Origin of the sequence: uncultured Tenacibaculum sp., assembly GCF_947495995.1 — a bacterium.
Lineage (GTDB): Bacteria > Bacteroidota > Bacteroidia > Flavobacteriales > Flavobacteriaceae > Polaribacter.
Genome location: NZ_CANMAX010000007.1, coordinates 152784 through 177871, shown reverse-complemented (window position 1 = coordinate 177871; position 25088 = coordinate 152784). Strand labels below are relative to the sequence as shown.

Genomic DNA, 25088 nt, shown 5'->3' with positions numbered 1-25088 from the left:
AAAAATCGCAAATAACAATACACAAAACGTTGTGCGTAATTTGAAAATGAACATTTTTAACGACTTAATACAGTTTTATAATGACCGAAATTCTGAAAATTGGAATTTTGCAAAACACTATGTGCCTGAATTTTTTGAATCGAAATTTATAGTGCATTGGGATTATGGAATAATCGAGAATTTTCCGTTCGACAAATATCCTTTGAAAAACGAAACTCTGGAGGAAATAAATAAACGAGTAAAAATTGAACAAGAATTTAATGTTTTACTAAAAGATGAAAAACTATATAAGCCAATATCAATAAAAAAATTGGCAGACCGATTTAATGTTCCTTATTCGCATAAAACAACAAATCTGATTCCCGAAACACCTGGAACTTCTTTTTTGGATAATTTAAGTTTATCCAAACTAAAGGATTCTTTAAAAAGGCTTTCGGAAAACACAAAACTAAATCTATTAATCTATGATTCTGAAGAATATAATTACCATACTGATTTAGAAAAAGAATATATCGATATTGATTTAGGAAAGTATTTTGAACTTCAAGAAATGTTTGGGTTTCAATTAGAGACGTGTCTTTTTTCAGAGAATTTGGAATGGTGTCTAACAACAGCAGAAGACGCACCAATGTTGTTAGGTTGCAAAAAAGAAATGGAATCAGAAATAAAAAAGAGAATGGAATTAGAGTTGTTTAAAGTAGACAATAAACAGGAAATGTATTAAAAAAACTACGCACAACAAAATGTATTATTAATTGCTTGCGGATTTAATCCTTCGGACTAAATCTCGCAAAACCAAAAGTTCACCGCTTTTAATTAACTTTACATTTAAAAATCGCAAATAACAATACACAAAACGTTGTAAGGCATAAAAACCAAGATTTGACAAAAGAAAAATACATTTCGGAATTAAAATTAAAGTTTGAAAGTTATGCTGAAATTTCGGACAAATCTTGGTCACTAATTGAATCCATAATTACATTTCAAAAATTAGAAAAAGATGAAATATTACTAAGAAGTGGACAGGTTGCGAAAAACATCCATTTTGTTTGTAAAGGAGCCTTGAGAGCTTATGTAACGGATTATGATGGAAACATTTATAACAAGAATCTATTTCTTGAAACTGATTTTGCAGGATCAACTGTTTCATACCTCCAAACAACACCTTCAAATTTCACACTTGAAGCACTGGAAGACACTATTCTTATTAGTCTTAATTACAAATTATACAGGCAGTTTATTGAAGATAATATCGATTTAAAAAACTTCTACATTGCCTATTTAGAAAAAAATTGGGTTATTGAAAAGGAAGAACGAGAAGTATCTTTAGTAATGCAAAATGCAACTGAAAGGTACTTAAGGCTACTCCAAAAACATCCCAATATTGACCGAATAGTGCAACAGCGACATATAGCCTCACACTTAGGAATTACCCCCACCCAATTAAGCAGAATAAAGAAAGACCTAAAGAAAAATCCCTGAATCAACATATGTAAATGCACATCTGCATTCCTCATAATAATTTTGTAATGTAAATCATTATAAAAAGATATTATGAATTTAATAAGCAACCTAGAGTGGCGATACGCTACAAAGCAATTTGACTCTTCAAAAAAAGTCTCTTTAGAAAATTTAGAGCAGATAAAGAAAGCTATTCAGTTATCGGCATCTTCTTATGGACTTCAATTGTATAAAGTTTTGATTATTGAAGATCCTGAACTGAGAGAAAAACTAAAGTCGGCTTCTTATGGACAAAACCAAATAACAGAGGCATCTCATTTGATTGTTTTTTGTAATTATTCTGCTGTAACAGAAAAGCACATAGAGGAATATTTCATCTTAAAATCTAAAATAGAAGAGGTGGATATTCCTGATTTAAAAGCTTATTCTGACTTTATCAAAGCAGACGTTCATCGTAAGTCTAATATTGAAAAGGATAGATGGACTTCTAATCAAACCTATATCGCTTTAGGGAATTTGTTGAATGCCTGTGCCGAACTCAAAATAGACTCCTGTCCTATGGAAGGTTTTGAGGCAGAAAAATACAACGAAATATTAAACCTGGAAGAACAAGGACTAAACACTTCAGTTATCGCAGCAATTGGCTATCGGTCAAGTGAAGATGCAGCACAACATGTAAAGAAAGTTAGAAAACCGATCAAAGACTTATTTGTACAATGAAATCGTTAAAACAAGCATTACTGTTAGGGCTTATTTCTTCAATAGCCGTTTTTACAGCATCTTATTTAGGTTTACCAGTATGGGTTTTATTTATAGCGTGGGTAAGCTATTATCTATTTGGCACAAAAATTAAAACTGCGACTTCCATTTTTGTACAGCAAACTTTGGGAATTTTAATTGCGATAATCATTCAATATTTTGGCACTTACTTTTCAGAAATACTGCATTTATTAGGGTTTCCTATTATAGTATTTACAGTTATGATTGGAGTATTTTATATCTCAAAATTAAAATATTTAAACACTATTCCTGCCTACTTTCTAGGAATGATTGTTTGGTTTGGGTCAAAAGCACAAATAGATATAAACCTCTTTTTTTTATTAATCATCACTTTATTCTCTGGTTATATCTTTGCTTGGGTAAATGTAAGTATCAGTAACCGAATTGAATCAAAAAATTAATAATTGTAGACATATGAATAATTATGGTCTATTAATTTTGGCTTTTATTGGTGGTGTATTTTTAGCTATTCAAGGTGGATTAAATGCTCAATTAGGTGTTTTATTAAGACACCCTTTATTAGCAAGTTTGATTGCTTTTTTCAGCAGTACTTTATTTTCTTTTGTATTTGTACTCTTCAATTCCAAATCTTTACCGACAATAGTACAAGCAAAAGACGTTCCTATTTATTTATGGTTTACTGGTGGCTTATTTAGTGTTTTAGGAATAAGTTTATATTATTATACTATCCCTAAACTTGGAATTGCTACAATGATTTCAATGGGGCTTTGTGGTCAATTAATCTTTGCTGTAATTGCAGGAAATTATGGTTGGTTAAGTTTACCTTTAGAACCAATAACATTAAAAAAGACTATCGGAATATTATCAATGATTCTTGGAATCGCATTAATCAATATAAAATGAAATGAGTAGTGTAAAATTAAATATAAAAAACCTGACTTCTCTTTGGCAAACAGTAAGTGAACCATTTAACTCAAGTTTCATTGAAAAAGAATTTGCTTATTGTTTGATTGAAAACTCTGAATGGCCAAATAGATTATGGTTTCATAACGATATTAATGAAGCTAAAATAGTTCTTGCGAAAGATAAATTATCTTCAACTTCAACAAACCTAACGATTCCTTATTGGAATATCTACAATAGTAATTCTTTTCAATTATTAGAAGAAAACGGATTCACTCTTAAATTTGAACAAATAGGAATGTATTTAAAACCCAAAGGGACATTCACTAAATCAAGTAGTATAAAATTAAAAAAAATTACTACTAAAAAAGAGGCTGAATTATGGTCTATATTATTCTCTAAATCTTTCGGGTATTTTACAAATCCTATATTATTAAATACAGCCCAAGAGGATACAAACTATTTTATTGCTTATTATAATAATGAACCTGTTGGAACAGCTATTTTGCATATAACAAATAAAGTTACCGGTATTCACTCTGTCGGAATAATCCCAGAACAAAGAAGAAAAGGTTATGCTGAACAAATAATAAAACTTTTAATAAATCAATCTATCGAAATTAATAGTGACTATATTACTTTACAATCTTCTAATATGGGAAAAGGATTATACCTAAAATTAGGTTTTAAAGAACAATTCACTATAAAAAATTACGCCTTACAACAACGTATATAAAAAACTGCTTGTTCCATGTTTATTCAAAGTTTTGGTTTATTAATTTTCTGTATTTTAGTCTGATAAACTTGTGTTTATTTGCACGCAACTTTCCATATACAAACCGTTGTAAGCAATTTAACCCAACCTAACTTGAAATTCGAAATACCTTTTAATTCTGATATTTATTTAAATCAAACCAAATTGATAATACCACTGATTTATAAACCTTATCTAAAAGACGTAAGGGAATCTCTAATTGTTGGAATAATATCAACATTAATCGGAATTTCAATCATTATTGGAAAATCATATCTCGGAATTGTGTTCATAGTTATGGGAGTTTTCTACTTAGTCAAAGCCTACCCGAAATTTGAATTGTACAAAAAACTCAAAAGCACTTATTTTGAAAAAATAAAAGAAAAAGTTGCGGAAGTGGAATCTGACTTTGGTATCGGAATTTTTGAATTTAAAGATGACTCTATTGGATACGCTGACAAAAATATAACACGTGATATAAAATGGACTGAATTCAAAGAATATAAAAGTAATAGAATCGAATTTAATAATGCCATTAGAACCAGAAAAGGGAGATATAATTATAATTGGAAAAAGTGAAGTTGGAAATGAAAATTTTCAAAAGATTGTCGAATTTGTAAAAACTAAACTGAAATAAAAACTGCTTACAACAAAATGTATAGTTAATTGCTTACGGATTTATTCCTTCGGACTAAATCTCGCAAAACCAAAAGTCCATCACTTTTAATTAAATTTACATCTAAAAAATCGCAAATAACAATACACAAAACGTTGTGCATAATACGTATGGCTGACCAAACCAAAAATAAAATTCGAGAATTAATCGGAATGAAACTCACTCAAACGAGTAGAAGTTCAAATATGGAATGTCTAAAGTTTGGGTTTAAGACTAATCATATAAATCAAAATATTGGAGAATTTGGGCTTCATATCCAAACGGACTGGAGAATAATAAATGAAGAGAATATTTTAGTTGGTAGCAATGATTTGTTTGAACCAAACTCTGAAAACAAATCTATATCGGACTTTGATTATGAAACTGGAAACTTAAGAGATCAGAAATTACATCATATCATAAATTCTGACAATCTAGTCGTTTCAAAAGTACGAATAGATAAAATTGGTGGGCTGAATATCAAATTTAAAAATCTAATGGAATTACAGATAATACCGACCAATTCAAGTGAATCAGAATACAATGAATTTTGGCGATTGATTGACAACAGAAAACTAAAAACACAACATATCGTATCAAGAATTAGCGGAATAGAAAATGAATAAAGTACTATGCACAACAAAATGTATTATCAATTGCTTGCGGATTTATTCCTTCGGACTAAATCTCGTAAAACCAAAAGCGCATCTCTTTTAATTAACTTTACAAACAAAAAATCGCAAATAACAATACACAAAACGTTAGCCACAATTAAGAATGAAAATCGTAAAACTAACTTCACTATTATTGCTGATTTTAACTTTAAAATCTTGCTACACTTGTTGGGTAAAAAAATCTATTCCCAAAGATGTGAGCATAAATATAGAAAAATGTTTTGATTCATTATCTACTGGTTTGGATTCAATTATTCCTATAAATGGTAATTATTTAATGAAATATAACTATGAAAAATGGAATGAAAAACTTAAAATGAATGTAAAAGATTCAATGAATATTGAATTTAGATTTTTTCCTAATGGCTTTTTTTCTTGGAGAAATTTTAGAGATGGAAATTATTTCGTTAAAGGAGACACTATAAAAGCATATAAATTTGAACCACCTTGTGGTCAAACTTGGGGTGGAAGTGAACATTGGTTTTTGATTAATCAAGATTCTTCACTTACATATATTTATTATTCTTCATTGAAAAAGGAGAAAAATATTAACTTGAAAAAACATTACGAAACTGAAAGGAGAAACAATTTAAAAAACTATTCTATAGCGAAGTTTGAACCAAAAGACACCATTCCAGAGTTTGAAAAATCTTGGCTATTTGAAACTGAATGGTTTGAATGTAAAAAGAAATAAACTGTGGCTAACAAAGTATAAACCTTATTGCTAGCATTTAGCTTACTTTCGAAAGTCCTCGCGGACTTTCTATTCAGTAATAATTTGCTAATTTTACGCTAAACCAAACGCAACAAGGCTTATACAGAGCCGTTATGTGCAAGCCCTTTTATTTATCATAATAAAGCTTTCATTAAAACCTCTTCTTTAATTATAAAATTTCATCATTTACCTAAATTGATAATGAGGAATCTTTTTTAAGTTAAAGCTGAAATAATAACTACTATTAATTTAGAAACTTTCGATTTTGGTCCAGCAAATAACGGTGTGTATATTTAAGTAGCGGAATACTCAATAATTTAAACAAAAGTATCTTATTTTTTACTTGTAGCTTTTTATTAACTTTACAGAAAATCGCAAAAAAACATACATAAAACGTTAGGCATAATTTAAATGGAACAAATAGCCTCAATAGTATCTGAACTTGAAAATATAGTTTCACAATTAAGCAATGAAGCTAAGAAAAGAATATTAACGGAAAATAAAGGTTTGAAACACATTCTTTATGGCTTGCCTAATTATTTCCATCCCATTTCATATGAGATTAATTTATTTGAAAAAAAATTTGACACTAAACTTTCTGAAGAGCTAAAGAAAGGATTAGAAATTGTTGGCTCAAAAGGATATTCATTCCTCGATTTATTTAACCACAATATATCTTCATATTATCCTGTTGAATCTTTTTTTTCAGAGGACTTTCTAATAAAACTAATTCAAAATGGAATTAGTAAATCTGAAATAGAAGAAGGTTATTACGATAAGGAAAGTAAGACATTTAATTCAAAGAGAATTGAAGAAATTTACACTAGTTCTAATGAAAAAGAAAATCTACTAATTGATTATATATCATTCGATGAATGTTGTGGAGGAAGGTCTCTTTTAATTTTAAACGGACCAGATGAAAATATGATAACATATGATAATCACGGGTCTTATAAAGAATTTGTTTACGAGAATGACACTTATGAATACGAAACATATCTTTACAATTCCAAAACCAAAACTATTTTTGATATGATTTATAATGAGATCAACCAAATAGTAATAAGTCTAAAAAATAGAAATACGATTAGTGCATGAGAATGATTTTGAGTTTCCTCTTATACTCTAGGAATTAAAAAACAATGCCTAACAAAATGTATTATTAATTGCTTACGGATTTATCCTTCGGACTAAATCTCGCAAAACCTAAAGTTCATCACTTTTAATTAACTTTACAATCAAAAATCGCAAATAACAATACACAAAACGTTACCAACAAGCTGAATGAACGAACTGCTAGAATTAAATAAAAGATTTTTGATTAAAAACTACTTATGGATTAGTGGAATTCTGACTAGCGGATTTTCAATCTATCTGTTTTTCTTTTTTTCGGAGGTTTCAATAAAATGGATTTTGATAATTTATTCCATAACTTTAATTTTCGCGCCTTTATTCGTACTATTCGCTTGGATTTCTGATTGGTTTCTCAAAAGAAAACATAAAAAACGGATTCTTTCTAAAAGACCTTACTCGGAATTAGATAAGATAGGATTTACAAAAAGAGCGATTAAAACTAATCACAACAGTCTTAAAGATTATGTTCTATTTGGAGAAATAAATGGATGTCAAATTACTTTTGACATTTATGTTAGAACACCTAAAATAGTTGAATTTAGGATCTATGGACTGACTGAACATCTGAATTCTAAAGAATATATACAAAAAGCGAAAGAATATGATTATTCGAATATTGACTTCTCAGGTTACTCATTCACAAAACGAATTGATACAAGAAAAGAAAAGCTGAACTCAATACAAGAACTAGAAAAAATATTAACGGAATTGACTCATATTGTGAAAAAAGAAAAATATGAACCGATTCCAATAACCGAAATAAAGCCAGTTGGTAACAATGTATAACCGCAATTACGGCGGATTCGACTACGTCAGAATCCAATTAACTTTACAATCAAAAAATCGTAAATAATAATACACAAAACGTTGTAACCAATTAAATGAAACTTCGAGAATATCTTAAAAATATTAAGTCAATGTCAGATGAAAAAGCTGACTTAATTGCTACATATTTTAAAAACGAAACTTTGCATAAAGGAACTTTAATAATTCAAGAAGGTAAAACAAGTAGAAAATCTTATTTTTTAGAATCTGGAATTATTAGATGTTACATTATTGACTTGAATGGTGATGAAGTAACTACAAGGTTTTTTTCAGCACCAGACTTTTTAAATGATTATTTATCTTTTTTTGAGCAAAAACCCAGTGACGAAAATTATGAACTAATTACTGATTGTGAAGTGTATAGTATTAACTATGATAATGTGCAACATTGCTTCCATAGCATCCCTGAATTTAGAGAATGGGGAAGAATGCTTTTGACATTAAATTATGCCCATATTAATAAAAGAATGATTTCTTTCCATAAAGAAACAGCTCAAGATCGATATTTATATTTGAAAAATAATTGTCCAGAAATTATTGAAAAAGTTCCACTTCATATCATTGCTTCTTATTTAGGTATAACCAAATATTCTTTGAGCAGAATTAGAAAAGAAATTGAAATACTTTAAGCAAGTTGCCTTATGGCAATTTAATATCTAATACAATAATCCATCTTTGTGAAAAACAATAACAATTATGGAATTATCAATTACACAAGTGCCTATTTGGGTATCTTCTCTATTCATTATCAGCTTTAGTACAATACCTCTTTATCTAATTGCAAACGCAGTAAAATTAGCTTATAAAAATGATGGCGATAAAGTCAACTCATCTATAAATAAAAAAATATTTATTTTTTATTGGTCCTATTTTACAATTATAGCTTTAGTGTCATTAACTGGTTTTTTTGAAAAAAATGTGCTTCCTCCTAGAATAATAGCTTTTTCAGCAATACCTCTTTTTCTATTTTATCTTTTTTATATTCAAAAAACTAAATGGTTTAAGTTTGTATTTAAGCATATTAAACTTGAACAATTAATTTTAATACACCTTTTTCGGTTTGTTGGTCTATTTTTCTTTTTGGCTTATTTTTATAACTCTATACCTAAAGAGTTTGCATATATTGGAGGTACTGGTGATATTTTGACCGCTATTTTAGCCATTCCTGTTATGATAGCTTTAAGAAAAAGACTTTCATTTGCAAGACAATTGGTTTGGGTTTGGAATATAATTGGTCTCCTAGATATTCTATCTGTATTAACAACAGCAACAATTTTAACCAGATTTGCAATAGAAAATAATGAATCAGGTGTACAACAATTTGGAACATTTCCTTTTAGTTGGATTCCTGCTTTTGCACCAGCTACAATAATTTTCTTACATTTATTAGTCTTTAGAAAACTAAAAGAATGGAATAAATAACTGGTTACAACAAGGTGTATAATTAATTGCGGCTGAATTTCCTCAGCGGAAATTCAATCTTATTAATTATCTTTCCGCATCAACGGAAAAGAACTCGCGTCCTTTTCCCGCAAAAAAAAATCATACACAAATACGTTAGCGGGCATTTATAAAAACGAATTGACAACTTCAAATCGACATATTATAAAAACAATTTCATCTTCCATTGACATTAACGGAAGACCAGAAAAAACTTGGAGAAATATTACCAATGTTCAAATTGAACAATTTTCAGAACCAACTGCTTTTAAACTTATTGGAATTCCGAGACCATTGAAAGCAGACCTTTTAAAAGAGGGTAAAGGAGGTCAAAGAATTGCTTATTTTGATACAGGTAAAAAATTCATACAAAAGATAACTACCTGGGAACCATTAAAAGAATACTCATTCAACTTTAATCCAGAAAAGGGTTTTGTAGTAGGTCACTTTTTTGATATCTCAGATGGTGTTTTCAGAATCCTAAACGGATCTTACTATTTGAGCAAAAAAGGTGAGAAAATCCAACTTAAACTTTCTACAACTTATAGCCTCGATAGAAGAGTTTATTTATTGTTCAGTATTCCAGTAAAGCTCATTTTGACGGCTTTTCAGAAATACCTATTAACTTCAATAAAAAAGAATAGTGAATAAATGAAAAATATAAAGTTTACAGAAATTATTGAAATTAATTGTACTCCAGAAGTCGTTTTTGATTTAACGCAAGATTATAATCAAAGATTAAGTTGGGACACCTTTCTTAAAAAAGCTCACTTAATCGAAGGCGCAGTCAAAGCTGATAAAGGAGTAAAGGCATATTGTGTTGCAAAAAATGGACTCGGAATGGTTACAGAATATATAACTTACAATAGGCCAAAAGCGACAGCAATTAAAATGACTCAAGGTCCTCTTATCTTCAAATCTTTTTTAGGTTCTTGGACATTCAAGGAAATAAAAAAAGGTATGACAGAAGTAACTTTCTTGTATTCATTCCAATTACGTTTCCCTTTCAGTTTTTTTAATCAAATGGTAAAAAGAAATTTAGAATCAAACGTAAAGAAAAGACTACGTGACTTAAAAATAAAAATTGAAAAAAATGATCCGCTAAAAGAACTATAATAAATAATGACCTTCGGGACATTACTCCTCATAGCCAAATAGATAGATGATACTTTGAAAATAAGTTTCGAAATTTTTGAAGGTGCATCCACCGAAATTGCAGGAAATATCAATTTGAAAAAAGATTCACTAGTTTTAAAATTGGGAATTGAAAATTTATAATAAAAAAATAAATCTTTGAAATTAGAAAATGAAAAATCGAATAATGTATATAGAACACAAGACTGATCAAAGTAACCGAGGAGGTGCTTGGATCGGTAAAGTAGAATTTTCAAAATCAGGAAAGACAGTCTATTTCAACGGGAAAGCATTCAAAAATACAAGTGGATATGCATACGCTTATTCAGACTCTTCCAATTACTACGATTTAGAAACTAAAGATGGATATTGGATTTCTGGGGTAAAAAAGAATGGACAAGATAGACATTATACTGGCGGTGGAAAAATAATGATTGACAGGCAAATAGTTGATAAATACCTTGAATTGGTCGACTTTGATATTCTGGATAAAAATAATTTTGAATTAATTGACATCGTGCCAACTGACAAACAGAGGTTCTCTGAATTAGAAAACGAAAAAATAAACTAAACTCGGTACAACAAAATATATTCTTAATTGCTTGCGGATTTGTTCCTTCGGACTAAATCTCGCAAAACCAAAAGTTCATCACTTTTAATTAATTTTACAAATAAAAAACACACTGAACGTTGCGGTTCATTTAACAGAAATACTATGAATTTGAAGAAATTCCTTTTTTCATCAACTTTATTTTTGCTTCTTAGTTGTAATCAGAAACAGAGAAAAACTGAAAACGAAATCAACTCCAAATTTGAATCAAAAACTCAATCAGAATTTCGGAATTATAAAAACGAAGTTTCTGAATTCGCTATGAATTTTTCACCTAAAGGACCATCTGCTTTGGACTCAATTTCCGAAAATATAATTAATGCATTTAAAGAGTTAAGAACTACAGACAAAATTGCTCACAAAAAATATGTTAGTTTAGTATTCACCAAACTTTATGCAGAACACTTACAATGTTGTCATCAATCATATATTATTGAACATTTCCCTGCGGACAAATCCGATTATGATTTTGACAAACTTACTATGGTTAATGAATTTGCTTTTATGTCAAATTATCTCGACGATGAAAAGTTACCTGAAATTTGGACTTCAGGAATTATAGAAAAATGGTTGACTGAAAATCCCGAATTATTGAAATTTGAACCAATTGGAAAATATAATCAATTCATCAAGACAGTATCTGAAAAGATTAAAAATGGTGATTATTGGAATAAAAAATGAAAAACGACACCACACAAAACATATAGTTAATTACTTTCGAATTTAATCCTTCGGGCTAAATCTCGCAAAGCTAAAAGCTCATCACTTTTAATTAACTTTACAAACAGAATCGCAAATAATAATACGCAGAACGTTGTAGCAAATTTAAAAAATGAATCATAAGACAATTTTTGATAAGGATTTTGAAATTTTAGATAGCGATAGTGAATTCAAATATCAAGCGGAACTAACTAAAAAACTTGATTCTGACAACTCTGATTTTGACCAAAACAAACTGAATGAAATTGTTTTATGGAAAGTTAATCGCTATGCTGATTTTAACAGAGAATTGATTTCAGAATTAAACTCTTTGAATCCCATCGATGAACAAATTAACTTGGAAAAAACCAAGCGAATTTTAAAAATGTTATTAAAGACAAAAGGTGTTCAATTGGCAATGGCTTCGACAATTTTGAGGTTTAGAAATCCAAAAATCTATCAGATAATTGACCAAAGAGTGTATAGAATAATTTATGTTGGACAAGAATTGAATTTGAGTAGTTATTTGAGCGATAAAAATATCGATAATCAAATAGAGTTGTATGTAAAATATTTAGTGGATTTAAAAAAAGTTTGTTCAGATTTAAAAATTGATTTCACTAAAGCAGACAGAATCCTATTTATGGCAGACAGACGTGTTAATAAAAAACATAAGTTGCGAAATTATTAAAACTGTTCACAACAGTGTCTATAATTCATTGTAGTTTTGTCCCACACTAAAATAAATTATAAATCAATGGGGAATTTCTTAACGGAATCATAGCCAAAACCGTTAGCTATAAGTCAAAAAAATGAATCAAACATTCTCTATACTAATGAGCTTTTCTTGGATTTTGGGAATTGTATTAACATTTCTTTCAAATCCTAGCATTATTATATCTAAGATTGAAACCTCTGAAATAATAACAGACAAACCTACATATGCTTTTAAACATATTAGAAAAGCTATCTCTTTAACCTCAGATAAAAAAATCATTAAAAAATTAAATAGAAAAATACTGATGAGAAAAATAGGTTTTTCATTTTTAATAATTACTCCTATTTTCTTTATTCTTGGAGCAATATTTGGACAACGATAAAAATTGAGATGAAATTATACAGTGTTGAAAGATTTTATGAGAAATTATTCTGAAAATTAGTACTAAATCTCACAAAACCAAAAGTCATTAACTTTACAACCAAAAAGCGCAAATAACGTTATCCAAAAAACTAAAAATGGAAAAAGATCAACGAAATCCTAGTGAAACTATCGACTCTTATTGGATTTATGCTGAAAATGAGAAAAACAACTATACTGTAAAAAGAGCTAATAGCGGCAAATGGTTGATATTCGAACATAAAAGTAAAATAGATGAAATTTGGAGCTTAATTCGTAAAGCTACAACAGACGGAAAACTTGGAAATAGTTCTAAAACATCTACAAATAAACCGAATAAAAATGCCTCTAATGCTGACTATTGTGTTATCTGTGTTTTCACAGCTAATTATAATAATCACACAGATGTGAAAAGAATTGAACAAAACATTAGATCATTAGGAATAACAAACAAACTTATATATAAGCTTGATAAAGATGTAGGTAAGTATAAAAATCAAGGACATCAAAATTTAGATCAAGAATACAGTTACTCAAATGAATATTATCTAACGTTAGAATCAATCTCTAATGGAAAAGGTAAAGAAAACATAAATTTTATTGGTCTAAGTAGTTTAAATAAAAAAGAATTTAAATTCTTTAAACTCAATTTAACAACAAAAGAATACTTATCAGAAAAAAGAGAACTACATAGATTAGGGTTTAATATTCATAATGATTCAGATACTGATCATAGCTTTACTTTTTCTGAATAAAATCAATAAATAGTTAACATACGTGTCTTCCCTCGAACAAAACATATCAAAAACAAAAGTAAAATCCATTCAATTAACTTTACAAATAAAAGCGCAAATAACAATACACAAAACGTTATGACGTATTAAAATGAGACAGACATTTTACATATTGACAATTTTGTTTCTACTGATTTCTTGTAAGAATGAATTTCAAAAAAAAGTAAACGAAAACGATGAAAACTCAACGATTGTTGAAGTGGTTGAGTATAACAATAATTTCAATAAATGGTTAATTAATCAAGATTTAGAAAGAAAAATGATTGTAGATACCACAAGACGAAAAGTATTTGAGCTTTGGGCTTACAGTGATAAGTTAATTGAATCCGACTCAGCATTATATTGGTATCCTTCTAAAGATAGTTCATTTTACCTAATTACGAATTTTAACCGAGAAACTAAAAACAGAATAAGTACAGAATATTCCGATAACATAGATTTGAGATTTCTTAGAACGAGTAATCAAAAAGTTTACAGAGGAATATCTCTATTGGATAGTTTAAAAAAAAGAAGCATAGATTTCTATTGATATGATTCAACTTCACTCTTCTTTATCGAAAAAGAAAAAGCGAAAAATAACTTAACAAAATTAAAAGTAGGAATTGACAGTGTTTGGACTTACAAAATTGAAAAATAAAAAATGACACTACAATAATGGTTATAGTTAATTGCTAACGCAATTCATTTCTTCGGACTAAATCTCAAAAAACTAAAAAATGTAAATAAGAATTTGAGAAAAAACGTAACAAATACTTGAATTAAAACACTAATATTTTAAAATTATAATAGAATGAAAAAAATAACGAAAAGAAAAACATTAATTTTATTATCAATCGGAATATTTGTTATTGCATGTCAACAAGTTTTATCTCAATATTTTGAATTAACTGATTTTACGAAAGGTTCTTTTACAGGAGTTGGTATAGGACTATTACTTACGTCTTTATTTTTTGGAAATTTTAAAACTGTGCATAATTAAAAAGAACTGACTCTCTTTAATTTAATTATTCTGACTAAAATTAAACAAACGTATAAATCATAGTTACTTCATCACACTAACTCATAATAATAACGGTATCAAAAAATAAGAAAATGGAGCGAAAAATAGATACAATAGATAAAACTGAATATCAAGAAGTAGTAGATCTTTGGGAAGCTTCAGTAAGAGCAACTCACCACTTTTTAAAAGAAGAGGACATCGAATATTTTAAACCACTAATTTTAAACACATATTTAGATGCTGTTGAACTAAGATGCATCAGAAATAATGAGAAGAAAATAGTTGGCTTTCTTGGTGTAGCTGAACAGAATTTAGAAATGTTATTTATTGACCCAGAATATCGAGGAAAGAAAATTGGAAAAAAATTATTGAACTATTCTATTGACAATTTAAATGTTACTAAAGTTGACGTGAATGAACAGAATGAGCAAGCTGTAGGATTTTACAAACATTGTGGATTTGAAGTAATAGATCGCTCTGAATTAGATTCTTCTGGGAAACCTTATCCAACTTTACACATGGAACTAAAAAAATAAAACAGATACAATTAAATGTATTATTAACTCCTTAAGGATTTACTCTTAAGAACTAAACTTCAAAACATTAAAAGCTCATCACTTTTAATTAACTTTACAACTAAAAGCGCGACAACGTTGTAAACAATTATGAAAAAGAGATTAGCAATTATATTATTTCTGACTTTATCAATTTTCGGTAACGCACAGAGTTTTAAACTGAAAAAACCAAATGTAACAAAACTGAAGTCGGAACTGAAAAAGATAAACTACACACAAGAAGCCACATACCTATATCTAAATCAGAATTACAAAGCAGAATCTGAAAAATTAGAAGTTAAAAAGTATAAATATCCCGATTATAGCATTTGTGCCATTAAACAAAGGTTTGAAAACGGAATTGTATATTCTGAAGAGCAATGTAAAGAAGCTGGCGGAATATCATCAAAACTAACTTTACCAAAAACCGAAAAACAAAATCTAATTCAGTGGATAGAATTAATTTTTGAAAGTTCTCCTATGGAAATGGAGCACGGTTGGAATTCGGATAAAACTAAATTTGGACCGACTGACAATGGTGTTGGATGCTATTTTAAAATTTCAGAAACAAAGAACAATACAAAAATTGATATGTATTGTGGTTGTTAAATTAGAATTATGATATTTACCAAAGAAACAAAAGACAACGAACTTTATGTCTATATGAATGGAAAACTGATCTACAAAAGATGGTTCAAAACAGGGCAATCAAAAGTTTTTGATGTAATGGCTTATGATAAATACACCGAATATTCAATAAATGAAAATGAAAAGCACACTTAAAATTTCTTTCGCAATAATCCTAATGATTTTAATTAATGGATGTGGGAAGACTGAAAAAAAAGAACAAAAATCAATTGTGAAAGAAACACCCACAATTCAAAGAGAATTTGGAAAGTGGAAAACAAAAAATGATAATCTAAGCGTTGAACTAAATACTAAAAAGTTCAATAATTGGAATGATTTAATTGAACGTGTAAGAAAGATTCTTGATAATGATAGTATTCCTAAAATAACGTTTACGACAAATAATGAGATTAGAATCATTTACTTTCATAATCCTTTTCAGGAAGATGGTTCTCTTAAAATAATCAAATCAAAAAATGTTATTGATATTCATAATGACACAATTTTAAAACATGAATTAGGAACTTTTCCTTTAGACAGTTTACAAAGTGTTTTAAAAATGGATATCAACAATAATGGAGTAAATCCTATACTGAGTGAAAACTCAAAAAAACTAGTGATTTCTATTTCTTATGACAAGAAAAATGATTTTAATAAACTGCTTGAAAATTTGGAAGAATTAACCGAACAATACTTTGAAATAACAAATAATACAGATATTAAAATTTGGCTAACTGATAGAGAACTCTTTAAGATTCCAGCTATAAAACAATAGTTGAAATTGAATAAAAAACAAAAATTCTACATCATTCTTAAACTCAAAAAGTAATGAGTCGAAAAAAATGGACATCTGAAAAATTATTCTCTCGACTACTGAATAATAAAACTAAACGAACTTTTTGGGAGAATATAGCTGAATTAAGAAGGAGACCGAGTAATGAAGTTTATAATAAGGCATTCAAACTTGCTAAATTTGAAAGTGAAAAAGAAAAAATTATTGGAATTTATGTATTGGCTCAATTAGGCTTTAATCCAAGGTATCAACAGGATAAAACAGTCGACCTATATTTCGAATTATTAAACAATGAAAAATCTCCAAAAGTTATCTCAGCAATTTTATCATCGATAAGTCATAATAATGAAAATCTTAATCAAGAGCAGGTTTCAAAATTGATAAAGTTTAAAAATCATAATGATTCAAATGTAAGATTTGATCTAACTCTTGCTATTTCTTGCTTAAAAAATGAAGATGCAATAAAAACACTTATTGAGTTATCTAATGATAAACATTCTGATATAAGAAACTGGGCTGTTTTTGGACTTGGAACTCAAATTGAAAATGATACACAAGAAATTAGAACTGCATTGTGGAATAGAGTTAACGATAATCATTTTGAAACAAAATCTGAAGCTATAGTTGGACTAGCGAATAGAAAAGATAAACGAATTAAAAATGTAATTATTTCTGAATTAGAAGCTGGGAATTACGGCAGTTTGTTGTTTGAAGCTATTTTGACCATTAAAGACAAAGATTTTTTACCTTTCCTAAATAAGAACTTAAAAATTGCAAAAACTAACGAAGATGATATTAATAACGGTTGGGATTTGGCTTTAGAAGAAACAATGAATGAATTAAAAATATAATATGAAAAAAATATTAGTAGTCAATGGAGAAAAATATTGGCAAGATATATTACCTGAATTTCAAGTAACTCAAAAATCAATTCAAAAAACATCTTGGATACTAAAGAATGGTAAATTATTTGTAGCTGATGAAAATGGAGTTATTGAACCTGATGGAATATTATGGAGAGTTGGAGCAATTAAACCTACAGAAATTCAAACTACAGCTCTTAATTTAATTGAATTGTCTGGTATTCCTTGTGTGAATTCCGCTGAAACTTTAAAAATAGGTTTTGATCGGTTATCAATGCTATCAACCATTAAAAAACACGGTTTGCCAATTATTAACTTTAATGTAGTCACAAAATCTAATCATTTAAAAAATATAAGAATTGACTTCCCTTTTGTTGTAAAAGTTGGAAATTATCATGGAGGATATGGCAAAGTTCTAATAGAAAATGAAAAGAAATGGCAAGATATTAAAGATTTACTTTTTGTTACCGATCATTACATAACTGTTGAACCATACATTAATTATAAGAGAGATATTAGATATATAGTTATCAATGATAAAGTTTGGGCAATGTCAAGAAAAGGCAAGTATTGGAAAGCAAATATAGAGACTACCGATTTTACTGAAATTGAACCATTAAAAGATTTATCGGATAAACTTAAAACTTTACAAAAAGAAATAAAAGCAGACATTTTAGCAATCGATATTCTTGAAGAGGAAAATGGAAAACTACATATTGTTGAGTACAATGATATCCCTGGATTATCAGGATTTACTGATGAATTGAAATATGAATTAGCCGAAGTATTAAAAAGAAAATTGGTTACAACCACGAATAAAAACAATAATGATTAACAGAAAAATATTAATTCTTATATACATTCTAATTTCAAATAATTTACTTTCTCAAGATAAAAGAGTCAGAGATTACGGAATTGAAATTGGTGTTTTAAAACCTGGGAAATTAAATTCTATTACAGATGTTGAAGGAGTTAAAGTTGGTCATACAACGCTGATAGAAGGTGATAATGTTAGAACTGGGGTTACAGCTATACTTCCACATTCTGGAAATATATTTCAATTAAAAGTCCCTGCTGCAATTTATTTAGGTAATGGTTTTGGGAAATTAGCTGGATATAGCCAAGTAAAAGAATTAGGAAATATTGAAACTCCTATAATTTTAACGAATACACTAAGTGTACCTGAAGCTTCAAATGCCTTAATAACTTATACCTTACAACAAAAAGGCAATGAAAACATACATTCTGTAAATTCAATTGTTGGAGAAACTAATGATGGTTGGCTTAACGATATAAGAGGAAGACACATTAAGGAAAAACACGTTTTAGATGCAATTAATAATGCTAAAAGTGGAGTGATAAAAGAAGGTAATGTTGGTGCCGGAACTGGAACAGTTTGTTTTCAGTATAAAGGTGGAATAGGAACATCTTCTAGAATTATTCCTGAAAAATTCGGATCATATACGGTTGGTGTTTTAGTACAAACTAATTATGGAGGAGTTCTACAAATCAATGGAGTTCCAATAGCAAAAGAATTAGATAATTATCCTAGAAATTACAAGTATGATGTTGATGGTTCTTGTATGATAGTAGTCATGACAGACGCTCCTCTTAGTAATAGAAATTTAGAAAGACTAGCTAAAAGAGCCATGATGGGATTAGCAAGAACAGGCGGAATAGCATCAAATAGTAGTGGAGATTATGTCATAGCCGTATCTACAGCTAAAGATAATTTTATTCCACATTACAAAAACTCTCCATTAATTGAGACTAAAGAATTAGAAAATGGAGCAATGACTCCACTATTCTTAGCTGTGATAGAAGCAACTGAAGAAGCTATTATAAACTCTTTATTTGCTGCTAAAACAATGACTGGTAGAAACAACAATACAAGGAAAGCTATTCCAATTAATGATATAATAAAAATAATGAAAAAATATAATAGAATAAACCCAACTAATTAGTATCATTTATCATTAATAAAAAGTATAAAACTGATAAACAATAATGACAAATAAATTAAATCTAAAACTGATTTTATTAGAATGTTTTGCTTTGTTTTTCATCATAAGTGGAATTGATCGTTTTTATGTAGCATTTAATGGAAAACTATTTGACACCTTAACAAATGAAGGTTGGAAAAAACTTGAAAGTTCAATCGACGTAGGATTAGAACAGCTTATTATTGAGCAATTCTATTGGAATCTTTCTAGTATAGGAATTGGAATATTAATTACTGGAATACTAAATTGGAAATATAAATTCGGAATAATAAACTCAATAATAGTTACAATTATAACTTTGGGAATGAGTCTAACAGGAGTTTATTCATCTAGAATTATAAACAGCTATTTGAACTACTTTTGTGGAATGTTCTCCAAAAAACATGGACTCGCTTTTCTAATTGGTGGAATCATAATATTGTTTATCGGAATTGTTATTCTATGGAAAATTATAGCCATAAATAAAAATATTACTCAAAACAAAAATGTATAATTAATTGCTTACAAATGTTATTCTTTTCAAGAAAAATTCTACCCTAAAAGTTCCATCCTTTTAATTAACTTTACGAGTAAAAGCAAATGAAAGAAATAAGAACAAGTGGATCAAAAGTTACTCCTCCATGGGGAGCTTTTGATGATTATGTTATTTTAGAGTCAATAGAAACTAATGACCGAGTTTTAATTCGTCCAGAAGAATTTCAATTTTTAACTTCAGAATTATTTAATAATTGGAAAAAAGGCAAATCAAAGTATGTTCAACTTCTAAGAGAATGGAACGAATGTATTGGGTTTAATGATGTAGACGAAAATCCATCGATACTTTCAGACATAAAAGACACAATAGAAGCTATCAAATTAATAACAGGTGTAGATAAGCCAGAACATACTAAATTGACTAATACTGACACTAAGTTAATCATTGACTTTTTAATCAAAAATGAGAACAACAAAATTAAAATTTGGAAAGATTTTTAACGCATTCAACCTGATAGAAATTTTGAGATATTATTAAAATTGAACCCCGAAATATAAATCCATAAAAATGAAATACCGATATACAATAATCTACGTAGAGAATGTAAAAGAAACCATTGAATTTTATGAAAAGGCATTCGGATTTATTAAAAAGTTCGTAACACCTGAAAACGATTATGGAGAATTAATTTCTGGAGAAACAACAATTGCTTTCGCTTCAATCGAATTAGGAAACTCTAACTTTAAAAATGGATTTAGAAAAATTGATGATAATCAAAAACCATTTGGCGTAGAAATGGCATTCGTGACAGAAAATATTGAATCTGACTTTCAAAAAGCACTCGAAATGGGAGCAACTGAATTTGAACCTTTAACAGAAAAACCTTGGGGACAAAAAGTTGGCTATTTAAGAGACAATAATGGGTTTTTAATTGAAATATGCACGCCGGTTAAATCGCAATGAAAAAATATTTTTTTTTAATTGTTGAATTTCCTTTTTAATTTATTTGAAAATAAAATCAACCCGATAAAAACAATAAACTATATTTACTCTACCTGAAAAAAATATCAAATTTATAGTGATAAAAAGTAGGTATTAGTAAAAAAATTGAAATGAAAATTAGAGAATCGCACAGAAATGACTATGTTATTTCAACAGACAAGGATAAGCTAGATATTTTAAGCATTCATAATTTCCTTGCAAACGAAACTGATTGGGCTAACGGAATTCCAATCGATACTTTAAAAACATCAATTGAAAACTCTTTAAATTTTGGGCTTTATCATAAAGAGAAGCAAATTGGTTTTGCAAGAATAATTTCAGATTTTTCAACTATCGCATATTTAGGAGATGTTTATATTTTAGATGAATATAGAGGAAAAGGACTAAGTAAATGGTTGATCAATGAAATCATGGAACACCCAAATCTTCAAGGGTTAAGACGCTGGATTTTATTAACGAATACAGCAGAATGGCTTTATAAAAAGTTTGGATTTACTGAAGTTCCTAATCCTGAATATTATATGGAAAAACATGATCCGAATGTATATAAAGGAACCCAAAAAAGTAATACTGATAACATATATCATTAATTGCTTTCGGTTTGTTTTTTACTTGATAAATATCTTAAAACCAAAAGTTCATTCCTTTTAATTAACTTTACAAATAATAATATTCGCAATTTTAACAGCTTGCAAAAATCAATACTCATGAAAAAATTAATTATTTTATTGTTTGTTTCTCTTCCTTTAATCGGATTTTCACAAGAGAAAATTTCTGAATTCACTACAACACATGCAAATACGAGTATGGGAGTTGTTAAGATGGACGTTATGTTTAAACTTTACAATAACAAATTAGTTTTAAACTATCTTGATAAAAACACAGGTACAACAACAGAAAAAAGTGGTATGGAACCTGTGTTAACAATGCCTTATGTATTTTCTAAGGAGTCAAGTGAAGGATCTGAATCATATAAATATGAAGATGAGAAAATTCAAATAATGATTACATTAAAAGAAAATTCTAAATCTTCAGTTTCTATAAAAACAAAAGATAATTTCTCTAACAAAACAACTGAACAATTGTACTTTTCTAAGTAAGAATAGTAACTATTTTAGAAGTTCCATTTTGAATAAAAAGGTTGAAAGAATCAATTTCAGCTCTTTGATAATGATTCTTTGATAAGTTTTTGGAAAACTCACTATTGAATAACAAAAAAACAGTAACAATCTAATTATTAGATTAAAAACAAATTCAATTTACTTCATAAAAGTCAATCCACTAGCTAAAAATGAAGAACTAAAAATAGAAATGGAAAAATTATTTGTTTATGGAACATTAGGACCTGGTAGATCCAATGAACACATTTTGAAAAAAATTGGAGGAGATTGGAAAAAAGGATTTATTTTGGGGAAAATTATATAAAGAAGGTTGGGGATCGGAAATGGGATTTCCTGGTATACCACTTGACGATACTGCTGAAATGATTAACGGGTTTGTATTCTACTCTAATAAGTTAGCGCAAAATTGGACAGAATTAGATGAATTTGAAGGAAAAGCATATCAAAGAGTAAAAGCAACAATAACTTTAGAAGACAACAAAGAGGAAGTTGAGGCTTATATTTATGCCTTGAAATAATAAGATGTACTCAAACTTAATGAGAACTTATCCTAAAAACATTACAGAACTAGAAAAGAAACATGATCTTAGTTTTCCTATTAATAAACAAAAATTAGATCGTATTTATAGTGATATAATTCTGCGTCATGATATTGCATTTTTACTTTTAAAATCAAGAATATTAAATGCCTTAAAGGAACAAAGCAGTTTTAAGGATGAAGTATTTTTAGATTCCTTTTTAGATAAAAAATTTAATAGCAGCGACCGACTTAAAATTTACAATTCAATAAAAGGTAAAATGCCATTACCTGTTAAGGAAGACAAAAACATATTCCTATACTTTTCAATACTTCTAGCTGGTTTTCTTCTTCCTTGGATTGTTTACTTTATCATATATTCTAAAGAAGATTTTTTTATGCTCTTCTCTTTAGCAAACTCTAAACTCTTTATGCTTCTTTTTTTGATTGGTGCTTCAATTCTAGCAAGTTTTGATTACTTCTTTGGTCATTTTTTCAAAAAAGAAAAACCATCAATTAACACAAATGTTTTAACAATTAGAGCGTTTATTACCAACACTATTGGGAAAAACAAAAAAGACATCAGAGAAAAGTTTGAAGTGATTTTTAAAGATGATCTTGAAAACTTAAAACAAAATCACAACAAAATATAATGTTAATTGATTTTGGATTTAATACTTAAAGCTTAAAACATAAATAGCATAAGTTTTATCCTTTTAATTAACTTTACGGTAAATTGAAAATAATAAGACCAATTGGATTATTATAAAACCTATGAATAATTTTGAGAAAATATCACCTTCTAAAATAATAGATTACTCAAACAACAACTTAAAATCAAAACCCCTTGAATTAAAACCTTCAGAACTTTATAAATCTAATTATATATCAGGTCAAACAATTATACTTAAAGGAGAAAAACAAAAATTTGATAACTTAATTAGGTTTTGGTTATCTACTCAAATTTGGTATGGAAGTGATTCAGCTGATTCTTTTTTTGAAAAATTGATATTTGACAATCTTAAAATTTATGCTTCCTGGCAAAATGATCCGAATAGAGTTGGAGTTTGTCGACTAGCAAGTAAAACAGAAAAAGACAACCTAAATAGTAAAGTTTCGAATATTTTGAAAATCAATAAAGAATATGATTTTTTAATTATGGTCCCAAGATGGGATGAATTAAAAGTTCTGTTTATGGACGAAATAAATTACTATTTGTATCACTTTTGGACTGGCGAATAGAAAAACTAACTCATTACTGTAAAGCTAAAGAATACAAATAAACGCATCAAATTAAAACCAATGTATACCCCAAATACAACAAAATTAATTCTAGGAATCCTATTCTATTTATACTCTTTTACTACATTCGGACAAACGCTATTCGATATTTATTTGAAATTACCAGAAAGTAGTGCTATGACAAATTTATCTGTTAGAAAACAAATGATTTCCATATACAAAACAGGTAATAAAAATTCTAATAAAGAAATCTATTTTCATCTCAATAAAGTTGATCATAAAAACGGTTATATGACAATTAATGGTGCAATGGAAGGTTACTGGTCTATGTGTTATTGGAATTTAAAAAATAAAGAAAAACTTGTTGCTGTTTTAATAGTTGGGTGTGGTCCATTATGTAATGTTGAGCAATTAGATTTTTATAAATATAATGGTTCGAGTTTAACCCCAATAAAACAACCACTAATTGAAAGTGTCACAGATTCAGATTTTTTTGACTTAAATTCAAAAGAATTAGAATCTATATATAACAAATACGATACACCAATGTCACTTCTATTTTCACTTCCTCAAAAAGGTAAAAATATTATTGCTCGTATTTATTGCGAACTTGATGGTGAAGGTTCTGACTTTGATAAAATTTTAAAACCACATCAAAAAGGTGATCGAATTTTATTAGAGTTTCAACCAGACGGTACATTTAAAAAAGGAGTTCCATTTTGGAATGAAAAAAAATAATATGAAAGCAGTTAAAATTACAATCGGATTATTCGTAGGAATATGTTCTCTTTTAGTAATGTACATTTATATTTCAAATACTTACGTGCTTCCTTGGGAGAAAAAAGAAGCAATTAAGTTTACTCTTGAAATGGGAGGATTAAATGAATTACCTAAAGAAATTCATGATTTAAAAATTGATAAAAAAGGAAGTATGTTTACTAGACAATTTATACTTGAATTTGAATGTGAAAATTTAAAACAAATAGAAAACTGGATGCGAAAAAGTAAAAGACTAAAAAACAATACTCCTACTATAGAAAACAACAGAAAAATCTTTAAAATTTACCCTGGAGAAAATGGTTCCAACGGAGGAAAAGTTGAGATTCAAGGTAAAAAAGTTAAAATCGATATGAGTTGGAGTTGAAAAACTATATAAGTTTTTCCAGTAACACTAAACATCTAAAATCCAAAACTTAAAGCTTTTTATTTAAATTTACAGTTCAACTAGAAAACAT

39 protein-coding genes are annotated in these 25088 nt (G+C 28.3%); all 39 read left to right on the top strand.

Annotated elements, in window-relative coordinates; genetic code table 11:
* The first annotated feature begins 46 nt into the window (after window positions 1–46).
* The 39 genes from Q1A15_RS17030 (at window position 47) to Q1A15_RS16840 (ending at window position 24997) form a co-directional block, all read left to right on the top strand.
* Window positions 47–724: a hypothetical protein gene (locus Q1A15_RS17030; protein ID WP_299626849.1), complete on the top strand. Its 678-nt coding sequence runs from the start codon at window positions 47–49 to the stop codon at window positions 722–724.
* A 158-nt stretch (window positions 725–882) separates the two neighbouring features.
* Window positions 883–1482, top strand: coding sequence for a Crp/Fnr family transcriptional regulator (locus Q1A15_RS17025; RefSeq protein WP_299626845.1), 600 nt, complete (start codon window positions 883–885; stop codon window positions 1480–1482).
* 72 nt (window positions 1483–1554) lie between these two features.
* A complete protein-coding gene (locus tag Q1A15_RS17020; RefSeq protein ID WP_299626842.1) occupies window positions 1555–2181 on the top strand; it encodes an NAD(P)H-dependent oxidoreductase in 627 nt (208 codons plus the stop codon).
* Window positions 2178–2642 (top strand): DUF1097 domain-containing protein, encoded by a 465-nt coding sequence (locus Q1A15_RS17015; protein WP_299626839.1) that lies wholly within the window; start codon window positions 2178–2180, stop codon window positions 2640–2642. The genes Q1A15_RS17020 and Q1A15_RS17015 overlap by 4 nt, the downstream gene beginning before the upstream one ends.
* A 13-nt stretch (window positions 2643–2655) precedes the next feature.
* Window positions 2656–3105, top strand: coding sequence for a DMT family transporter (locus tag Q1A15_RS17010; RefSeq protein ID WP_299626836.1), 450 nt, complete (start codon window positions 2656–2658; stop codon window positions 3103–3105).
* 1 nt (window position 3106) lies between these two features.
* On the top strand, window positions 3107–3841 hold the full coding sequence (locus tag Q1A15_RS17005; protein WP_299626833.1) for a GNAT family N-acetyltransferase: 735 nt from the start codon (window positions 3107–3109) through the stop codon (window positions 3839–3841).
* A gap of 132 nt (window positions 3842–3973) precedes the next feature.
* Entirely contained in the window at window positions 3974–4438 is a 465-nt protein-coding gene (locus Q1A15_RS17000) for a hypothetical protein (RefSeq protein WP_299626830.1), read from the top strand.
* 207 nt (window positions 4439–4645) lie between these two features.
* The gene (locus tag Q1A15_RS16995) at window positions 4646–5140 is read left to right on the top strand and encodes a hypothetical protein (protein WP_299626827.1); all 495 of its coding nucleotides are present in this window, start codon (window positions 4646–4648) and stop codon (window positions 5138–5140) included.
* A 151-nt stretch (window positions 5141–5291) separates the two neighbouring features.
* Complete coding sequence (locus Q1A15_RS16990) at window positions 5292–5882, top strand: hypothetical protein (protein ID WP_299626824.1); 591 nt, start codon at window positions 5292–5294, stop codon at window positions 5880–5882.
* 432 nt (window positions 5883–6314) lie between these two features.
* Entirely contained in the window at window positions 6315–7001 is a 687-nt protein-coding gene (locus tag Q1A15_RS16985) for a hypothetical protein (protein WP_299626821.1), read from the top strand.
* 186 nt (window positions 7002–7187) lie between these two features.
* The gene (locus Q1A15_RS16980; RefSeq protein WP_299626818.1) at window positions 7188–7823 is read left to right on the top strand and encodes a hypothetical protein; all 636 of its coding nucleotides are present in this window, start codon (window positions 7188–7190) and stop codon (window positions 7821–7823) included.
* Between the two features lie 131 nt (window positions 7824–7954).
* Window positions 7955–8491: a Crp/Fnr family transcriptional regulator gene (locus Q1A15_RS16975; protein WP_299626815.1), complete on the top strand. Its 537-nt coding sequence runs from the start codon at window positions 7955–7957 to the stop codon at window positions 8489–8491.
* Between the two features lie 67 nt (window positions 8492–8558).
* Window positions 8559–9284 (top strand): hypothetical protein, encoded by a 726-nt coding sequence (locus tag Q1A15_RS16970; RefSeq protein ID WP_299626812.1) that lies wholly within the window; start codon window positions 8559–8561, stop codon window positions 9282–9284.
* A 159-nt stretch (window positions 9285–9443) separates the two neighbouring features.
* Complete coding sequence (locus Q1A15_RS16965; protein ID WP_299626809.1) at window positions 9444–9953, top strand: hypothetical protein; 510 nt, start codon at window positions 9444–9446, stop codon at window positions 9951–9953.
* Window positions 9954–10418, top strand: a complete 465-nt coding sequence (locus tag Q1A15_RS16960; RefSeq protein WP_299626806.1) for an SRPBCC family protein — start codon at window positions 9954–9956, stop codon at window positions 10416–10418.
* Window positions 10419–10623: 205 nt separating this feature from the next.
* Window positions 10624–11007 (top strand): hypothetical protein, encoded by a 384-nt coding sequence (locus tag Q1A15_RS16955; RefSeq protein WP_299626803.1) that lies wholly within the window; start codon window positions 10624–10626, stop codon window positions 11005–11007.
* 144 nt (window positions 11008–11151) lie between these two features.
* Window positions 11152–11727 carry a hypothetical protein gene (locus Q1A15_RS16950; protein ID WP_299626800.1) on the top strand — a complete coding sequence of 192 codons (576 nt, stop codon included), beginning with the start codon at window positions 11152–11154 and terminating at the stop codon, window positions 11725–11727.
* A 151-nt stretch (window positions 11728–11878) separates the two neighbouring features.
* Window positions 11879–12436 (top strand): hypothetical protein, encoded by a 558-nt coding sequence (locus Q1A15_RS16945; protein WP_299626797.1) that lies wholly within the window; start codon window positions 11879–11881, stop codon window positions 12434–12436.
* A 121-nt stretch (window positions 12437–12557) separates the two neighbouring features.
* Window positions 12558–12845 (top strand): hypothetical protein, encoded by a 288-nt coding sequence (locus Q1A15_RS16940; RefSeq protein ID WP_299626794.1) that lies wholly within the window; start codon window positions 12558–12560, stop codon window positions 12843–12845.
* A gap of 136 nt (window positions 12846–12981) precedes the next feature.
* Window positions 12982–13617, top strand: coding sequence for a putative phosphothreonine lyase domain-containg protein (locus tag Q1A15_RS16935; RefSeq protein WP_299626790.1), 636 nt, complete (start codon window positions 12982–12984; stop codon window positions 13615–13617).
* Between the two features lie 130 nt (window positions 13618–13747).
* A complete protein-coding gene (locus Q1A15_RS16930) occupies window positions 13748–14185 on the top strand; it encodes a hypothetical protein (RefSeq protein ID WP_299626788.1) in 438 nt (145 codons plus the stop codon).
* Window positions 14186–14446: 261 nt separating this feature from the next.
* On the top strand, window positions 14447–14635 hold the full coding sequence (locus tag Q1A15_RS16925; RefSeq protein WP_299626785.1) for a hypothetical protein: 189 nt from the start codon (window positions 14447–14449) through the stop codon (window positions 14633–14635).
* Window positions 14636–14748: 113 nt separating this feature from the next.
* On the top strand, window positions 14749–15192 hold the full coding sequence (locus tag Q1A15_RS16920; RefSeq protein WP_299626782.1) for a GNAT family N-acetyltransferase: 444 nt from the start codon (window positions 14749–14751) through the stop codon (window positions 15190–15192).
* Between the two features lie 129 nt (window positions 15193–15321).
* Window positions 15322–15819 (top strand): hypothetical protein, encoded by a 498-nt coding sequence (locus tag Q1A15_RS16915; RefSeq protein WP_299626779.1) that lies wholly within the window; start codon window positions 15322–15324, stop codon window positions 15817–15819.
* Between the two features lie 9 nt (window positions 15820–15828).
* Window positions 15829–15993: a hypothetical protein gene (locus Q1A15_RS16910; protein ID WP_299626775.1), complete on the top strand. Its 165-nt coding sequence runs from the start codon at window positions 15829–15831 to the stop codon at window positions 15991–15993.
* Window positions 15977–16612, top strand: a complete 636-nt coding sequence (locus tag Q1A15_RS16905; protein WP_299626772.1) for a hypothetical protein — start codon at window positions 15977–15979, stop codon at window positions 16610–16612. The genes Q1A15_RS16910 and Q1A15_RS16905 overlap by 17 nt, the downstream gene beginning before the upstream one ends.
* A gap of 53 nt (window positions 16613–16665) precedes the next feature.
* On the top strand, window positions 16666–17481 hold the full coding sequence (locus Q1A15_RS16900) for a hypothetical protein (RefSeq protein ID WP_299626769.1): 816 nt from the start codon (window positions 16666–16668) through the stop codon (window positions 17479–17481).
* 1 nt (window position 17482) lies between these two features.
* Window positions 17483–18328, top strand: coding sequence for an ATP-grasp domain-containing protein (locus Q1A15_RS16895; protein WP_299626766.1), 846 nt, complete (start codon window positions 17483–17485; stop codon window positions 18326–18328).
* Entirely contained in the window at window positions 18321–19457 is a 1137-nt protein-coding gene (locus tag Q1A15_RS16890; RefSeq protein WP_299626764.1) for a P1 family peptidase, read from the top strand. Before Q1A15_RS16895 ends, Q1A15_RS16890 begins: the two co-directional genes overlap by 8 nt.
* A 43-nt stretch (window positions 19458–19500) precedes the next feature.
* Entirely contained in the window at window positions 19501–19989 is a 489-nt protein-coding gene (locus Q1A15_RS16885) for a hypothetical protein (RefSeq protein ID WP_299626761.1), read from the top strand.
* An 86-nt stretch (window positions 19990–20075) separates the two neighbouring features.
* A complete protein-coding gene (locus tag Q1A15_RS16880) occupies window positions 20076–20471 on the top strand; it encodes a hypothetical protein (RefSeq protein ID WP_299626758.1) in 396 nt (131 codons plus the stop codon).
* A gap of 67 nt (window positions 20472–20538) precedes the next feature.
* Window positions 20539–20934 (top strand): VOC family protein, encoded by a 396-nt coding sequence (locus tag Q1A15_RS16875; RefSeq protein ID WP_299626755.1) that lies wholly within the window; start codon window positions 20539–20541, stop codon window positions 20932–20934.
* Window positions 20935–21083: 149 nt separating this feature from the next.
* Window positions 21084–21563: a GNAT family N-acetyltransferase gene (locus Q1A15_RS16870; RefSeq protein WP_299626752.1), complete on the top strand. Its 480-nt coding sequence runs from the start codon at window positions 21084–21086 to the stop codon at window positions 21561–21563.
* Window positions 21564–21680: 117 nt separating this feature from the next.
* A complete protein-coding gene (locus tag Q1A15_RS16865; RefSeq protein ID WP_299626749.1) occupies window positions 21681–22073 on the top strand; it encodes a hypothetical protein in 393 nt (130 codons plus the stop codon).
* A gap of 278 nt (window positions 22074–22351) precedes the next feature.
* Complete coding sequence (locus Q1A15_RS16860; RefSeq protein ID WP_299626746.1) at window positions 22352–22612, top strand: gamma-glutamylcyclotransferase; 261 nt, start codon at window positions 22352–22354, stop codon at window positions 22610–22612.
* Window positions 22613–22631: 19 nt separating this feature from the next.
* Window positions 22632–23264, top strand: a complete 633-nt coding sequence (locus tag Q1A15_RS16855) for a hypothetical protein (RefSeq protein WP_299626743.1) — start codon at window positions 22632–22634, stop codon at window positions 23262–23264.
* Window positions 23265–23385: 121 nt separating this feature from the next.
* Entirely contained in the window at window positions 23386–23853 is a 468-nt protein-coding gene (locus Q1A15_RS16850; protein WP_299626740.1) for a hypothetical protein, read from the top strand.
* Between the two features lie 60 nt (window positions 23854–23913).
* The gene (locus Q1A15_RS16845; protein ID WP_299626737.1) at window positions 23914–24591 is read left to right on the top strand and encodes a hypothetical protein; all 678 of its coding nucleotides are present in this window, start codon (window positions 23914–23916) and stop codon (window positions 24589–24591) included.
* Window position 24592: 1 nt separating this feature from the next.
* Window positions 24593–24997: a hypothetical protein gene (locus tag Q1A15_RS16840; protein WP_299626733.1), complete on the top strand. Its 405-nt coding sequence runs from the start codon at window positions 24593–24595 to the stop codon at window positions 24995–24997.
* Window positions 24998–25088: the final 91 nt, after the last annotated feature.

What these genes read in the sequence shown, in the direction of transcription:
- Q1A15_RS17030 (WP_299626849.1), top strand. Translation starts at nt 47, where the DNA reads ATGAACATTTTTAACGACTTAATACAGTTTTATAATGACCGAAATTCT.
- Q1A15_RS17020 (WP_299626842.1), top strand. Translation starts at nt 1,555, where the DNA reads ATGAATTTAATAAGCAACCTAGAGTGGCGATACGCTACAAAGCAATTT.
- Q1A15_RS17015 (WP_299626839.1), top strand. Translation starts at nt 2,178, where the DNA reads ATGAAATCGTTAAAACAAGCATTACTGTTAGGGCTTATTTCTTCAATA.
- Q1A15_RS17010 (WP_299626836.1), top strand. Translation starts at nt 2,656, where the DNA reads ATGAATAATTATGGTCTATTAATTTTGGCTTTTATTGGTGGTGTATTT.
- Q1A15_RS17005 (WP_299626833.1), top strand. Translation starts at nt 3,107, where the DNA reads ATGAGTAGTGTAAAATTAAATATAAAAAACCTGACTTCTCTTTGGCAA.
- Q1A15_RS16995 (WP_299626827.1), top strand. Translation starts at nt 4,646, where the DNA reads ATGGCTGACCAAACCAAAAATAAAATTCGAGAATTAATCGGAATGAAA.
- Q1A15_RS16990 (WP_299626824.1), top strand. Translation starts at nt 5,292, where the DNA reads ATGAAAATCGTAAAACTAACTTCACTATTATTGCTGATTTTAACTTTA.
- Q1A15_RS16985 (WP_299626821.1), top strand. Translation starts at nt 6,315, where the DNA reads ATGGAACAAATAGCCTCAATAGTATCTGAACTTGAAAATATAGTTTCA.
- Q1A15_RS16980 (WP_299626818.1), top strand. Translation starts at nt 7,188, where the DNA reads ATGAACGAACTGCTAGAATTAAATAAAAGATTTTTGATTAAAAACTAC.
- Q1A15_RS16975 (WP_299626815.1), top strand. Translation starts at nt 7,955, where the DNA reads ATGTCAGATGAAAAAGCTGACTTAATTGCTACATATTTTAAAAACGAA.
- Q1A15_RS16970 (WP_299626812.1), top strand. Translation starts at nt 8,559, where the DNA reads ATGGAATTATCAATTACACAAGTGCCTATTTGGGTATCTTCTCTATTC.
- Q1A15_RS16960 (WP_299626806.1), top strand. Translation starts at nt 9,954, where the DNA reads ATGAAAAATATAAAGTTTACAGAAATTATTGAAATTAATTGTACTCCA.
- Q1A15_RS16955 (WP_299626803.1), top strand. Translation starts at nt 10,624, where the DNA reads ATGTATATAGAACACAAGACTGATCAAAGTAACCGAGGAGGTGCTTGG.
- Q1A15_RS16950 (WP_299626800.1), top strand. Translation starts at nt 11,152, where the DNA reads ATGAATTTGAAGAAATTCCTTTTTTCATCAACTTTATTTTTGCTTCTT.
- Q1A15_RS16945 (WP_299626797.1), top strand. Translation starts at nt 11,879, where the DNA reads ATGAATCATAAGACAATTTTTGATAAGGATTTTGAAATTTTAGATAGC.
- Q1A15_RS16940 (WP_299626794.1), top strand. Translation starts at nt 12,558, where the DNA reads ATGAATCAAACATTCTCTATACTAATGAGCTTTTCTTGGATTTTGGGA.
- Q1A15_RS16935 (WP_299626790.1), top strand. Translation starts at nt 12,982, where the DNA reads ATGGAAAAAGATCAACGAAATCCTAGTGAAACTATCGACTCTTATTGG.
- Q1A15_RS16930 (WP_299626788.1), top strand. Translation starts at nt 13,748, where the DNA reads ATGAGACAGACATTTTACATATTGACAATTTTGTTTCTACTGATTTCT.
- Q1A15_RS16925 (WP_299626785.1), top strand. Translation starts at nt 14,447, where the DNA reads ATGAAAAAAATAACGAAAAGAAAAACATTAATTTTATTATCAATCGGA.
- Q1A15_RS16920 (WP_299626782.1), top strand. Translation starts at nt 14,749, where the DNA reads ATGGAGCGAAAAATAGATACAATAGATAAAACTGAATATCAAGAAGTA.
- Q1A15_RS16915 (WP_299626779.1), top strand. Translation starts at nt 15,322, where the DNA reads ATGAAAAAGAGATTAGCAATTATATTATTTCTGACTTTATCAATTTTC.
- Q1A15_RS16910 (WP_299626775.1), top strand. Translation starts at nt 15,829, where the DNA reads ATGATATTTACCAAAGAAACAAAAGACAACGAACTTTATGTCTATATG.
- Q1A15_RS16905 (WP_299626772.1), top strand. Translation starts at nt 15,977, where the DNA reads ATGAAAAGCACACTTAAAATTTCTTTCGCAATAATCCTAATGATTTTA.
- Q1A15_RS16900 (WP_299626769.1), top strand. Translation starts at nt 16,666, where the DNA reads ATGAGTCGAAAAAAATGGACATCTGAAAAATTATTCTCTCGACTACTG.
- Q1A15_RS16895 (WP_299626766.1), top strand. Translation starts at nt 17,483, where the DNA reads ATGAAAAAAATATTAGTAGTCAATGGAGAAAAATATTGGCAAGATATA.
- Q1A15_RS16890 (WP_299626764.1), top strand. Translation starts at nt 18,321, where the DNA reads ATGATTAACAGAAAAATATTAATTCTTATATACATTCTAATTTCAAAT.
- Q1A15_RS16885 (WP_299626761.1), top strand. Translation starts at nt 19,501, where the DNA reads ATGACAAATAAATTAAATCTAAAACTGATTTTATTAGAATGTTTTGCT.
- Q1A15_RS16880 (WP_299626758.1), top strand. Translation starts at nt 20,076, where the DNA reads ATGAAAGAAATAAGAACAAGTGGATCAAAAGTTACTCCTCCATGGGGA.
- Q1A15_RS16875 (WP_299626755.1), top strand. Translation starts at nt 20,539, where the DNA reads ATGAAATACCGATATACAATAATCTACGTAGAGAATGTAAAAGAAACC.
- Q1A15_RS16870 (WP_299626752.1), top strand. Translation starts at nt 21,084, where the DNA reads ATGAAAATTAGAGAATCGCACAGAAATGACTATGTTATTTCAACAGAC.
- Q1A15_RS16865 (WP_299626749.1), top strand. Translation starts at nt 21,681, where the DNA reads ATGAAAAAATTAATTATTTTATTGTTTGTTTCTCTTCCTTTAATCGGA.
- Q1A15_RS16855 (WP_299626743.1), top strand. Translation starts at nt 22,632, where the DNA reads ATGAGAACTTATCCTAAAAACATTACAGAACTAGAAAAGAAACATGAT.
- Q1A15_RS16850 (WP_299626740.1), top strand. Translation starts at nt 23,386, where the DNA reads ATGAATAATTTTGAGAAAATATCACCTTCTAAAATAATAGATTACTCA.
- Q1A15_RS16845 (WP_299626737.1), top strand. Translation starts at nt 23,914, where the DNA reads ATGTATACCCCAAATACAACAAAATTAATTCTAGGAATCCTATTCTAT.
- Q1A15_RS16840 (WP_299626733.1), top strand. Translation starts at nt 24,593, where the DNA reads ATGAAAGCAGTTAAAATTACAATCGGATTATTCGTAGGAATATGTTCT.